Consider the following 11,456-nt stretch of genomic DNA (forward strand, 5'->3'; position numbering starts at 1 on the left):
GATCCCTTTCCGCCCTCCCCCACGCCCGCCCGAAAGCGCGCACCCCCGGGAGGCGCGCGCCCGCGTACAGGGCGCGCGTTCAGAGCGCGAGCGCGCCGCCCCACCGGGGTTCCCCTCCCGTACGCGCGCCCTCCCCGGGGCCTCCCTTCCGTACGCGAGCGCGCCCTTCCCGCGGGCGCGTCCCTCCCGTACGGGGTGCTCCCCTGATCGGGGGAGCAGGTCAGGGGGTGGCGGCGGCCAGGGCGGCGTCGTCGGCGGCGGCTTCTTCCGGGGTCCAGGGGTTCGGGGACGGGTGGGCGAGGTGCCAGCGGACGGACTCGGCGACGCGCGTGGCTGGGTCGGCGGCGGACCAGCCGAGCAGGGCGGCGGCCCGGTGGGAGGAGACGAGGGCGTGCTGGGCCGGGGCTCCGGCGAGTGCCAGGGCGGGCGGCAGGGCGTGGTCGGGGACGCGGACGAGCTCGGCGGAGGAGCCGGCCGCGTCGAGGATCTGCCGGAACCAGCCGCCGAAGGTGAGCGTGCGCGATTCGCCGATGGTGAGAGCCTGCCCGTCGGCGGCCCGGCTGTCGAGGGCGGCGAGGACGGCGGAGGCGAGGTCGTCGACGTGCAGCCGGGTCCAGAGCAGGTTGGCGGCGCCGACGGGGATGCGGTCGCGGCCGGCGCGGACGCGGCGCAGGATGACGTCCTCGCGGCGTTGCGCGTCGTGCGGCCCGTAGATCATGGGCAGCCGGAGGACGACGGCGCCGCGCGGCAGCCAGCGTTCCTCGACGTCGAGCTTGTCGTAGTCGTCGGGGACGCCGGGCAGCCCGGCGCCTCGGTAGGGGTAGCGTTCGCGGCGCAGCTCGGAGTCCTCGTCGATGGGCATCGCGGCGAGCTCGCGGCCGGTGTTGAGCCCGGTGAACGCCTGGTAGACGTCGACGCTGGACAGCACCACGGCGGGCACGCCGGGCAGGACGGGCAGCACGGCGTCCACGTCGGCGGCGGTCAGCGCGTAGGAGTCGACGATCGCCTCGGGGGCGAAGTCGCGCACGGCGCCGGCGTGGCGGGCCAGGTCGTGGCGGTCGGTGAGCAGGTGGGTGACGCCGGGCAGGCCGGGCAGCGGCGTGTTGCCGCGGTGGACGGCCAGGACGTCGTCGCCGCGCGCGGACAGCCGTTCGGTGATCCGCCTGCCGGTGAACCTGGTGCCGCCGAGGATCAGGACTCTCATGCGTCCCAGCCTGCCACGGTTCCCAGAAACCCCTGAGGGGCTTTCTGGTGCGAGGACGTCAAATGCGTGATTAGTGTGCTTACACCCCGAATGCACCGACAGTAAAGAGCCCCCTGATCATGCGAATCCCCAGCAAACGCCTCGCCGCGGCGGCCGCCGCCGTCGCGCTGGCGCTCTCCGGCACAGCGCCGGCGAGCGCCCAAGAGACCGCCGCCCAAGGGAGTGCACAAGCGGAGCGGCCCAAGCAGCCGAACATCGTGTTCTTCCTCGTCGACGACATGTCGGCCGAGCTGCTGAACTACATGGACACGGTCAAGAGCCTCGCCACGGACGGCACGACGTTCAGCAACTACTACGTGTCCAACTCGCTGTGCTGCCCGTCGCGCGCCTCGACGTTCACCGGCGAGTTCCCGCACAACACCGGCGTGCAGACGAACCAGGGCGCCGACCGGGGCGGCCACGCGGCGTTCGCCAAGCACGAGGGCCGCACGTACGCGACCGACCTCCGCAAGGCGGGCTACCGCACCGGCTACCTGGGCAAGTACATCAACGAGTATCCGGCCGAAGCCGGCTACCAGGTGCCGCCGGGCTGGGCCGAGTGGCATGTGTCCGCGGGCGGCGGCTACAACGAGTTCCGCTACCGGCTCACCGGCTACATCGAGGAGGAGACCCCGGGGCGCAAGCCGATCGTCTCCGGCGGCGACTACCTGGTGGACGTGCTGGGCCGGCGCGCGGTCAAGTTCCTGGAGCGCTCGCGCGAGCACGCGCCGGGCAAGCCGTTCTTCCTCCAGGTCGCGCCGTTCTCCCCGCACTCCAGGGTCAACGTCAAGCCGGGCCAGAAGGAGCCCCGCTTCCCGCCCGCGTACCGGGACCGGCCGAAGAAGCAGTGGCCGGCCGGGCAGTTCCCGAACGGCGACTGCGGCGGCGTCGACTGCGACACCGTGGACGTCACCTCGCTGCCCGCCTTCGACGAGGACACCTCGGACAAGCCGGCCTGGGTGCGCAGGCAGCCCATCGGCCCCAAGCTCACCAAGGAGCTGCGCACGGACTTCCGTGACCGCGTCCGCATGGTGCAGGCGGTCGACGACATGGTGGAACGCGTCCTGTCGGCGCTCACGCCCGCCGAGCGGCGCAACACCTACGTGGTGTTCACCTCCGACAACGGCTTCCACCTGGGCCAGCACCGGCTGGTGCGCGGCAAGTCCACGGCCTACGACCATGACGTACGGGTGCCGCTGCTGGTCAAGCGCCCGGCCGCCGGGCGGCAGGGCGACCTGGTCACCGGCGCGATCGCGCAGAACGTGGACCTGTTCGCGACCTTCCTCGACATCGCCGGGGTGGACCCGGCGCGGCGTGACAGCCGTGACGGCCGCAGCCTCCTGCCGCTCATCTCCGGGCACCGGCCGAAGGAGTGGCGCGACGCCGCCCTGATCGAGCACGTCAGGCCGGACCCGGCCGCGGAGGGCAGGCCCGACCCGGACGCCGACGACCTCAAGCGCGGCAACGGCGGGCCGCCCGACTACGCCGCCGTGCGCACGGCGGGCGAGCTCTACGTCGAGTACCGGGGCGTGGCCGAGCCCGAGTACTACAACACCGCCACCGACCCCCACCAGGAGCACAACGACCCCGGCAACGCGCGCACCGCCGGCCTGGCCGAGGCGCTCGACCGGCTGGCGGACTGCGGCCGCCCGGGGAAGACCGACTGCTGGACGGCGGCGCGTACCGGCTCCTGAGCACCGGCGCGCGGGGGCTGCGGGCTCAGACGCCGCCGCAGAGCGTGGCCGGTTCGGCGAGGCGGAGGGCGAGCAGGGCCACGTCGTCGGTGAAGTCGGTGAACTCGCCGTCCCGGTGGCCCAGCAGCCCTTCGCACATCTCGTCGACCGGCAGGTGGCGCAGCTCGGTGGCGGCCCTGGCCAGGCTGTCCATGCCCTCGTCCAGCCCGTGCCCCGGGTTCTCGATGAGCCCGTCCGTGTAGAGGATGAGGGTGGACCCGGTGGGGATGACGTGCTCGTGGTCCGGGCGCGGCAGCTCGGCGGTGACGCCGAGCGGATGGCCGCCGTCGGCGCGCAGGTAGCGGGCCGGTCCGGCGGCCGGGACCAGCAGCGGAGGCGGGTGCCCGGCGCTGCTCCAGCGCAGCCGCCACTCGCTGTCGCCGCGCTCCTCCAGGCGGCCCAGCAGGACGGTGGCCATCGGGCCGCCGTGCAGGCCGTGCAGCACCTCGTCCAGGCGGTGCAGGATGCGGGAGGGCGGCTCGCACTGCTCGTAGGCGAGCACCCGCAGCATGTTGCTGACCTGGCTCATCACGGTGGCCGAGCGCATGTCGTGGCCCATCACGTCACCGACGATCAGGCACGGCACGCCGTCGGGCAGCACGATCGCGTCGTACCAGTCGCCGCCGATCTGCGGGACCGTCTTGGACGGACGGTAGCGGGCGCACGCCTGCATGCCGGGCAGCTCGGGCAGCCGTGGGAGCAGGCTGCGCTGGAACTCCTCGGTGCTGCGCCGGATCCGCGCGTACAGGCGGGCGTTCTCGATGGCGACGCCCGCCGCGCTGGCCAGCGCCGCGATGATCCGCTCGTCGTCGCCGGTGAACGGCGCCCCGGACCGCTTGTCGGCGAAGTACATGTTGCCGTACGCGGTGCCGCGCACCAGGATCGGCGTCCCGAGCAGCGTCCGCATCACCGGGTGCCCCTCGGGGAACTCGCGGAACTTGGGATGGGCCGTCACGTCGTCCACGCGCAGCGGGCGCGGATGGCTGATGAGCTCCTCCAGCAGGCCGTGCGTGGTCGGCAGCCGGCCGATGGCCTCGTGCACCTCGTCGGAGACGCCGCTGGTGAACAGGTCGCTGAACTCGCCCTCCTCGTTCAGCACGCCGAGGGCGCCGTAGCGGGCGTCGACCAGGTCGGCCGAGACCTCGACGATGGTGCGCAGCGTCGCGTCGAGCTCCAGCTCGGAGCTGATCGCCAGGACCGCCGCGAGCAGGCGCGCGAACCGCTCGTTCAGCTCCCCGACCTGCCCGAGCCCGGCCCGCCCGAGCCCGGCCTGCCCGTGGCCCGCATCCGGCCGCCGCCCGTGGTCGCCCTCGGACGCGCCGTCGCCGCGCTGTTCGCCCACCTCACCCCCCCGAGATGCCCCCAGCCTGCTCATGCCCCGCCGCGGTCCGCGCGACACGCACCGTGAGGTCACCCGGTGTGCACCCGGTAGGTGACGAGGACGTTGAGGCGGTGCAGCTCGCGCACCGCGTGGAGGAAGCGCGGACGGGCGATCTCCTGCGGCAGCTCGTACGCGGCCAGGCCGTCGAGGAGCGAGCCGGGCAGGCCGCGCTCGAACGGGTCCGTGCACGCGGCGTAGGTCTCCTCCAGCGTCAGTCCGGCGCGGACGGCCTCCGCCACCTCGCTCTCCAGCCTTTCCAGGTACGTGATCAGCTCGGCGAGGGCGACCGGGGCGCTGCCGACGGGGCCGTGGCCGGGGACGATCCGTTCCAGGCCGGGCAGCGCGTCCCGCATCCGGCGCACCGCCGCCAGGTAGGGTCCCGGGCCGCCCTGCAGCAGCATGGCGATGCCGCCGACGGCCACGAAGTTGCCGGTCCACGCGGCGCGGGCGGACGGCACGTAAACCACGGTGTCGCCGGGTCCGTTGCCCTGCCCGAACCAGTGCAGCCCGACCACCTGGCCGCCGAGGTCGATCTCACAGGAGGAGTCGAAGACGAGATCGGGCCCGCGCCACGTGGTGACCTCGTCGAGCAGCGCGTCGTCGCCGTACATGCTCTCGGCGCGCATGGCCTTCTCCCGGCCGAGGTCGGTCATGGCGTCGCGGTTCGCCCGGTGGGACACGATGGTGACGTCAGCCGGGAAGGCGGCGTTCCCGAACGTGTGGTCGCCGTGGTAGGTCGTGTTGACCAGGTAGCGCACGGGCGCCGGGGTCAGGCCGGCGGCGAGGCGCTGGATCTTGCGGGCGATCCCCGGCGTGATGCCGGAGTCGATCACCAGGGCGGCGTCCGTGCCGGCGATGACGCCGCTGTTGTCCTTGGGCGGCAGGTTGGCCATCAGCGCGTGCACGCCGGGGGCGAGCTCGCGCGGGACGAATTCGAGCCCTGCGGGCGTCAGATTGGGTCCCTGGAATCCGGGCGGCCGTTCGGCGATCTCGCGGTCGAAGGTGACGTTCATGTCCACCGAAACTAAGCGAACGTTCGATTATTTGCAAGCGATAGGGTGGGCGCATGAACCGGCCAGCACCCCGCCGGCGTCCCGGCCGCCCCGCCAAGGCCGACGCCGGCGACACCAAGGCGGAGCTGCTGCGCGCCGCGCTCACCCTCTTCGCCCGGCACGGCTACGCGGGCACCTCCGTGCGCGCCATCGCCCGCGAGGTCGGGCTGAGCGAGAGCGTGCTGTACGCGCACTTCCCCGGCAAGCAGGCGATCTTCGAAGCCGCCCTGGCGCTCGGCGGGCCGCACATCACGGTCGCCGCCATCGCCGGGCTCGACGCCACGCCCGCGGGCTCCCCCGCCGCCTACGTGCGCGACCTGGCCGCCGCCGTCCTGGACGCCTGGGACACCCCCGAGGGGCGCCGGCTCGCCAGCCTCGCCGCCCGCGACGGGCTCATGCACGACCCCGCGCTCGCCGACGCCATCGACGCCTCCCTGGAGCACCTGGCCGGGGTGTTCCGGCGCTGGCTGGACGACGGGCTGATCCGCGACGACCTGGGCGACGCGGACGACCTCGCGTACGCGCTGCTCTCGCCCATCGCGCACGCCCGCGTGCTGTGGCTGCACGACGACGCCACCCCCGCCCAGCGTGACAAGGCCCGCGAGCGCGCCCTGCGCCACGCCGACCTGTTCGCCCGGGCCGTCACGCCGCCGGCGGCGCGAGGCTGACGGCCGCCCGGCGGCGTTCAGCGTACGAAGAAGGCCCCCACGGCGTGGGGCACGGCGGCGAGGGCGACGCCGGCGAGCAGCACCGCGGTGTCGGCCCGGGTCCACGGCGCGGGCTCGGCCCAGCTGCGGGTGCGGGCGCGGGCGAACCCCCGGGCGTCCATGGCCACGGCCAGGCCGGTGGCGTCGCGCAGGGTGGCGACGAGGAGCGCGAACGTGATCGACGCCGCGTACCGCGCACGCGAGACGGGCCCCCGGCCGGGCCCGGAACCGCGAGCCCGCCTCGCCCGGGCCAGCTCGTGCCAGGTCCGGCCGAGCTGGTCGAAGCGGTGCAGCGCGGCGGCGAGCGACACCGCGAACCGGTGCGGCAGCCGCAGGCGCTGGCCGAGCTGCCCGGCCAGCGCCGCCGGGTCGACCAGGGGCGCCACGGCCGCTCCGGGAAGCGCGAGCACGACGATGCGGAGCCCGGCCACGACGGCGGCCTCCAGGTGCCGGCCGCCGAGGAGCCAGCTGGAGTACGCGACCGAGAGGGCCCCGGCGGCCACGGCGGCGAACCGGGCGGGCGGACCGGAGCGCGCCGGGAGCAGGATCACGCCGGCGACCAGGTAGCAGCCGAGGGTGATCACCGCGCCGGTGAGGTCCCGGATGCCCAGGGACGCGACGAGGGCCAGCAGGCTGACGGCGATGAGCACCAGCGGGTTGACGCGCGCCAGGACGCCGGTCACCGGGCCCGCCCCGGGTCGAGGGCGTGCCGGTGGTCGGCGAGCCCGATCAGGTGCGGGTCGTGGGTGGAGACCGCGACGGTGGCGCCGCCGCGGGCGCTCGCGCGCACCCACCCGGCGACGGCGGCCCAGGTGTGGCGGTCCTGCCCGACGGTGGGCTCGTCGAGCAGGACGAGCGGGGGCCGGTGCGCGAGGGCGGCGGCGAGGGCGAGCCGCCGCTGCTCGCCGCCGGAGAGCCGGTACGGGCTCGCGTCGGCGAGCGCGGTGAGGCCGAGCAGGTCCATGATCGCCTCCGGGTCGACCGGGATGCCGAGCCGCGTGCCGGTGTGCGCGATCTCGGCCCGGACGGTGGCGGCGAGGAACCCGTGCTCGGGGTGCTGCGGCACCCACCCGGCGAGGCGGGCGAGCGCGGCCGACCGCAGCCGGTGCGGCGGCGCGGGCAGCCCGGTGATCTCGCCCCGGGCCGGGCGGACGAGGCCGGCCAGCGCCGCGACGAGCGTGGACTTGCCCGCACCCGACGGGCCCGTGAGCACGGTGGTCCGGCCCGGGGGGAGGGTGGCCGTGACGGCGTCGAGCGCCGTCACGGTGACGGTCGCGCGCAGGCGGCGGACGGTGAGGTCGACGCCGAGCTCCCGCGCGCGCACCGTCGGCCCCGGCCCGCCGGGCGCGACCAGGGCGTCCGCGACCGGCTGCGGCCGGGGCGGCGGCAGGCCCGGCATCCAGATCCCGGTGTGCGCGAGCGGTCCGGTCAGGTCGCGGAAGGCGGCCGGGCTTACGGCGTGCGTGATCTCGCCGGCCCGGCCGAGGACGACGATCCGGTCGAGGTGGGGCAGCCAGGGTCCGATGTGGTGGTCGGCGACCACGAGCGAGACGCCGGTGCCGGCCAGGCTGTGCGCCACCGCGGCCCGCACGGCCGCGGCGCCGGCGGGGTCGAGCATCGAGGTGGGCTCGTCGAGCAGCATGAGGCCCGGCCGCAGCGCCAGCACGCCGGCGAGGGCGAGCCGTTGCAGTTCGCCGCCGGACAGGGCGGAGGTCGGCCGGTCCACCGGGTAGGTGAGGCCGACCCGTTCGAGGCTGTCGTGCACGCGCCGCCAGATCTCGTCCCGGGGCATCCGCGCGTTCTCGGGGCCGAAGGCGACGTCCCGCCCGATGCGGTCGGCCACGACCGCCGCGCCGGGATGCTGCAGCACCAGGCCGATGCCGCCGTCGACCAGCACCTCTCCGCTCCGCCTGCCGGGCACGGCCTCGCCGAGCACGCCGGCGAGCGCGTGGATGACGGTCGTCTTCCCCGCGCCGCTCGGGCCGACGAGGCCGACGCGTTCCCCGGCCCCGATGTCGAGGTCGAGTCCCTCGACGACCGGCGCGGGCCGGCCGAGCGGCCACCAGCCGAAGCCGCGCAGCCGGGCGCGTGCCCGGCTCATCGCAGGCGCGCCGCGGCGCGATCGTGGTGCTCCCGCCCCGGTCCGAAGGCGTCCAGCGCCCCGGTCCGCGCCAGCGAGCGCACCACCGCCCAGCCGCCGAGCCCGGCGACCAGGGCTCCCGAGACGCCGAAGAAGCCCAGGTGGGCGAGCCTGTAGCCGAGCGCCCATTCGGGGTAGTACACCGCCCACTCGTACAGGGCCTCACCGGCGGCCGCGACGGTCCCGGCGAGCATCGCCACCACGGGCCCGAAGCGCCGGTAGAGGAACAGGGCGAGCACGAGTTCCGCGCCCGCGCCCTGGATGGCGCCGGAGATCACGTTGGTGAACCCCCAGCCGTTGCCGAGCAACGCCTCCACCGAGGAGGCCACCACCTCGGTCAGCAGCGCCGCCCCCGGCTTGCGGACGATCAGCCCGCCGAGCAGGCCGCCGAGCAGCCAGGCGCCGCCGAAGATCCCTTTGCTCGGCGGGAACGCGAACGCCGCGGCGCCGCTCAGCACGTGATAGAGCTGGTCCCAGCCCCAGAACACGACGCCGACCGCGACACCGAGCATCACGACCGTGACCAGGTCGATCGTGCGATACCGCAGCCGAGCCGGGTTGTCCAACATTGCGGGCACCTTCCTTCGCCGGGCGCCTTCCATCGCCGGCGCCGGCGTTCCTTGCGCGATCAGTGGGGGTCGAGCCCGAGCAGCCGCAGCGCGGCGGCGGCCTGCTCGCGGGCGCGGCTCTCGGTGGGGGCCGGGAGCAGGCCGAGCAGGCGCCGGCGGTGCGGCTCCCCGAGCAGCAGCGCGAACAGGGCCTCCGCGAGCGCCGGGTCCGGCTCGGGCAGCCGGGTGAGCAGCGCCGCGACGTACTCGTCCGGGCCCTCGCGGTAGAACCTGGCCGCGAGCCCGGGGAACGCGCGAGCCTCGGCGATCATGAGCCGGTGCAGCCCGACGGCCTCGTCGGAATGCAGCGTGAACACGATCCGGGTGGCGAGCCGCGCCAGCGTCTCGTCCTCGCCCGCGACGGGCTCCAGGGTGCGCCGGCGCAGCCGTTCCACGGCGGCGGCGAAGATCTCGGGCTTGTCGCCGACGTAGGAGTAGACGGTGCGCTTGGTCACCTTCGCGGCGGCCACCAGCCTGTCGATGGACATGCCCTGGTAGCCGTCGGCGACGAACAGCCGCACGGCGGCGTCCAGGATCTCGTCGCGGCGCCGTTCCCGCTCCTCCGCGGTGGGCCGGCCCCGCTTGCGCTCCACGACCACCGTGCCCTCCTTCGTCAGCCTGTAATGAAACGGTACGGGTGTCATTATGGGGCAGCCGTGACCGGCCGCCGCCGCGGGGGTCAGGGGGCGGGCCACTCGTCGGCGAGAATCGACCAGACCTCGCTGTCGTGCCGCACCCCGCGATACGGGTAGCGTCCGCGCAGCACGCCGTCGCGGGTCATGCCGAGCCTGCGCGCCGCCGCGATGCTGCGCGCGTTGCCGGGCGAGACCCACCACTCCACCCGGCTCATCCCGCGCCGCGTGAACGCCCAGTCGATGAGCGCGCGGCAGGCCCGGTTGACCAGGCCGCGGCCCGTGCCGGCCGCCTCCAGCCAGCACCCGATCTCGCACACCCCGGTGGCGGCGTCGAAGCTGGTGAACATGACGCCGCCGACCAGGGTGCCGTCGAGCCAGATGCCGTAGATGCGGCCGCTGTCCTGGGCCTGCCTGTCGGCGTAGCGCTGCAGGACGGCGGTGGCGGAGGCGAGGTCGGTGCTCTGCGACGCCCACGGGATCCACGGATCCACGTCGGGCCGCGCCCGGTCGATGTGGGCCAGGAACTCCTCGGCGTTCCAGGGTTCCAGGGGGCGGAGCTGGGCGTCGTCGGCGAGCGGCAGTGCGAACACGGGCAACCTCGATCTCGGGGGTACGTAACGAGCGTTCGGTATGTAAGCTAGCACCATGCCGCCCGCACCCGGAGACCGCGATGCCCGCCGCGAGGACGTCTCGCAGGCCGTCTGGCGCATCCTGGCCGCTCACGGGTTCGGCGGGCTGACCCTGCGGGCCGTCGCCGCCGAGATGGGGGTGTCGACGGGGATGCTCATGCACTACTTCCCCACCAAGCGGGCCCTGGTCGGGCACGCCCTGCACCTGCTCGAACAGCACACCTCCGCGCGCCCGCGCCGCCCGCGCCCGGCCGAGGGCGCCGCCGCGCTGCGGGCCGTGCTGCTGGACGTCCTGCCGCTCACGCCCGACGACGCCGCCCGCAACCGCGTCTGGGTCAGCTCCTGGGACCTGGCCCTGGCCGACGACGGGCTGCGCGCCGACCAGGCCGGCCGCTACGTCCGCATGCGCGCGGCGATCCGCCCGCACCTGGAGGCCGCGCGCCGTCTTGGCGAGCTGCCCCCGGAGGCCGACCTCGACCGGCTGGCGGCCACGGCGGTCGCGTTCGTCCACGGCTTGGTCGTGCAGGCCCTCTTCGACGCCGAACGCTTCCCGCCGGACACGCAGACCGCCATGCTGGACGACTTCCTCGCGTCCCTGCTGTCCGAAACCCCCGGCGGGTCAGCCGGTTGAGGGGATGCGGGCCACCATGCGCTCCATCCCGTTGACCCAGTTGTCCCGCAGTGCCTGGGCGGCCTGGTCGTGGTCGCCGGCCAGCAGCAGCTCGGCCACCCGGCGGTGCTCGGCGGCCTCGCGCTCCAGGGGCGTCTCGTCACCGGCCAGCACGTGGGCGTAGCGCCGCAGCCCGGCCTTGACGCTGGTGATGAGGTCGAGCAGGCGTTCGTTGCGGCAGCCGCTGAGCAGCAGGTCGTGCCACTCGTCGTCGTGACGCTCTATGACCTGCTGCTCGGCCACCCGGTCGGGGAACTCGCGGGCCAGCCTGAGCAGCTCGGGCGCGACGCGGCGCAGGTGGGCCGGGTCTGACGAGTCGAGGGCCAGCACCTCCAGGGCGGCGAGGATCTCGCACAGCTCCCGGAACTCCTTGCGGCTGACCGGCGCGAAGCGGAAGCCGCGGCCCTGGTTGCTCTCCAGGACTCCCTCGCCGGCGAGGGTGATGAGGGCCTCGCGGAGCGGGGTGCGGCTCACTCCCAGCTCGCCGGCCAGAGCGGCCTCGTTGATGTCGGTGCCGGCGACGAAGTCGCCGCGGTCGATCCTGGCAAGCAGCTCTTCCCTGATCTGCTCGCGCAGCGGTCGCCGCTCGATGGGCATGGCGCTCCTTCGGGGATTAGTGGCGAGGCCGATTCTACCTCTTGACGTGATACAAAATGCT

The 11,456-nt window shown here is 74.6% G+C and carries 12 protein-coding genes; 3 read left to right on the forward strand and 9 right to left on the reverse strand.

The annotated features are described in order from the left end of the window. Nucleotides 1–220 precede the first annotated feature (220 nt). Complete coding sequence (locus tag AB0J53_RS37650) at nt 221–1,204, reverse strand: NAD-dependent epimerase/dehydratase family protein (protein WP_364181210.1); 984 nt, start codon at nt 1,202–1,204, stop codon at nt 221–223. Nucleotides 1,205–1,323: 119 nt separating this feature from the next. Here AB0J53_RS37650 and AB0J53_RS37655 point away from each other — a divergent pair, with 119 nt between their 5' ends. Then, complete coding sequence (locus AB0J53_RS37655; protein WP_364181213.1) at nt 1,324–2,937, forward strand: sulfatase; 1,614 nt, start codon at nt 1,324–1,326, stop codon at nt 2,935–2,937. A gap of 25 nt (nt 2,938–2,962) precedes the next feature. Here AB0J53_RS37655 and AB0J53_RS37660 read toward each other — a convergent pair whose 3' ends face one another. Next, complete coding sequence (locus AB0J53_RS37660; RefSeq protein ID WP_364181216.1) at nt 2,963–4,318, reverse strand: GAF domain-containing SpoIIE family protein phosphatase; 1,356 nt, start codon at nt 4,316–4,318, stop codon at nt 2,963–2,965. 68 nt (nt 4,319–4,386) lie between these two features. Next, nucleotides 4,387–5,370, reverse strand: coding sequence for an MBL fold metallo-hydrolase (locus AB0J53_RS37665; protein ID WP_364181219.1), 984 nt, complete (start codon nt 5,368–5,370; stop codon nt 4,387–4,389). Nucleotides 5,371–5,423: 53 nt separating this feature from the next. Here AB0J53_RS37665 and AB0J53_RS37670 point away from each other — a divergent pair, with 53 nt between their 5' ends. After that, nucleotides 5,424–6,077 (forward strand): helix-turn-helix domain-containing protein, encoded by a 654-nt coding sequence (locus tag AB0J53_RS37670; RefSeq protein ID WP_364181222.1) that lies wholly within the window; start codon nt 5,424–5,426, stop codon nt 6,075–6,077. 17 nt (nt 6,078–6,094) lie between these two features. Here the strand turns inward: AB0J53_RS37670 and AB0J53_RS37675 are convergent, their stop codons facing one another. From AB0J53_RS37675 to AB0J53_RS37695, 5 genes are all read right to left on the reverse strand, one after another. Further along, on the reverse strand, nt 6,095–6,799 hold the full coding sequence (locus AB0J53_RS37675; RefSeq protein WP_364181225.1) for an energy-coupling factor transporter transmembrane component T: 705 nt from the start codon (nt 6,797–6,799) through the stop codon (nt 6,095–6,097). Next, nucleotides 6,796–8,217, reverse strand: coding sequence for an ATP-binding cassette domain-containing protein (locus AB0J53_RS37680; protein WP_364181228.1), 1,422 nt, complete (start codon nt 8,215–8,217; stop codon nt 6,796–6,798). The genes AB0J53_RS37675 and AB0J53_RS37680 overlap by 4 nt, the downstream gene beginning before the upstream one ends. Then, a complete protein-coding gene (locus tag AB0J53_RS37685; RefSeq protein ID WP_364181231.1) occupies nt 8,214–8,825 on the reverse strand; it encodes an ECF transporter S component in 612 nt (203 codons plus the stop codon). The genes AB0J53_RS37680 and AB0J53_RS37685 overlap by 4 nt, the downstream gene beginning before the upstream one ends. A gap of 59 nt (nt 8,826–8,884) precedes the next feature. After that, nucleotides 8,885–9,463, reverse strand: coding sequence for a TetR/AcrR family transcriptional regulator (locus AB0J53_RS37690; protein WP_364181234.1), 579 nt, complete (start codon nt 9,461–9,463; stop codon nt 8,885–8,887). A gap of 80 nt (nt 9,464–9,543) precedes the next feature. After that, the gene (locus tag AB0J53_RS37695) at nt 9,544–10,089 is read right to left on the reverse strand and encodes a GNAT family protein (RefSeq protein WP_364181237.1); all 546 of its coding nucleotides are present in this window, start codon (nt 10,087–10,089) and stop codon (nt 9,544–9,546) included. Nucleotides 10,090–10,144: 55 nt separating this feature from the next. Between AB0J53_RS37695 and AB0J53_RS37700 the strand changes: the two genes are divergently transcribed. Then, nucleotides 10,145–10,759: a TetR family transcriptional regulator C-terminal domain-containing protein gene (locus AB0J53_RS37700; protein WP_364181240.1), complete on the forward strand. Its 615-nt coding sequence runs from the start codon at nt 10,145–10,147 to the stop codon at nt 10,757–10,759. On the opposite strand, the gene AB0J53_RS37705 is transcribed toward AB0J53_RS37700, so the two are convergent. Then, nucleotides 10,748–11,395, reverse strand: a complete 648-nt coding sequence (locus AB0J53_RS37705; protein ID WP_364181243.1) for a GntR family transcriptional regulator — start codon at nt 11,393–11,395, stop codon at nt 10,748–10,750. The genes AB0J53_RS37700 and AB0J53_RS37705 overlap by 12 nt on opposite strands. Nucleotides 11,396–11,456: the final 61 nt, after the last annotated feature.

The organism is Nonomuraea sp. NPDC049725, from assembly GCF_040674795.1.
Taxonomy (GTDB): domain Bacteria; phylum Actinomycetota; class Actinomycetes; order Streptosporangiales; family Streptosporangiaceae; genus Nonomuraea; species Nonomuraea ceibae.

What these genes read in the sequence shown, in the direction of transcription:
- AB0J53_RS37655 (WP_364181213.1), top strand. Translation starts at nt 1,324, where the DNA reads ATGCGAATCCCCAGCAAACGCCTCGCCGCGGCGGCCGCCGCCGTCGCG.
- AB0J53_RS37705 (WP_364181243.1), bottom strand. Translation starts at nt 11,395, where the DNA reads ATGCCCATCGAGCGGCGACCGCTGCGCGAGCAGATCAGGGAAGAGCTG.
- AB0J53_RS37685 (WP_364181231.1), bottom strand. Translation starts at nt 8,825, where the DNA reads ATGTTGGACAACCCGGCTCGGCTGCGGTATCGCACGATCGACCTGGTC.
- AB0J53_RS37670 (WP_364181222.1), top strand. Translation starts at nt 5,424, where the DNA reads ATGAACCGGCCAGCACCCCGCCGGCGTCCCGGCCGCCCCGCCAAGGCC.
- AB0J53_RS37665 (WP_364181219.1), bottom strand. Translation starts at nt 5,370, where the DNA reads ATGAACGTCACCTTCGACCGCGAGATCGCCGAACGGCCGCCCGGATTC.
- AB0J53_RS37700 (WP_364181240.1), top strand. Translation starts at nt 10,145, where the DNA reads ATGCCGCCCGCACCCGGAGACCGCGATGCCCGCCGCGAGGACGTCTCG.
- AB0J53_RS37650 (WP_364181210.1), bottom strand. Translation starts at nt 1,204, where the DNA reads ATGAGAGTCCTGATCCTCGGCGGCACCAGGTTCACCGGCAGGCGGATC.
- AB0J53_RS37680 (WP_364181228.1), bottom strand. Translation starts at nt 8,217, where the DNA reads ATGAGCCGGGCACGCGCCCGGCTGCGCGGCTTCGGCTGGTGGCCGCTC.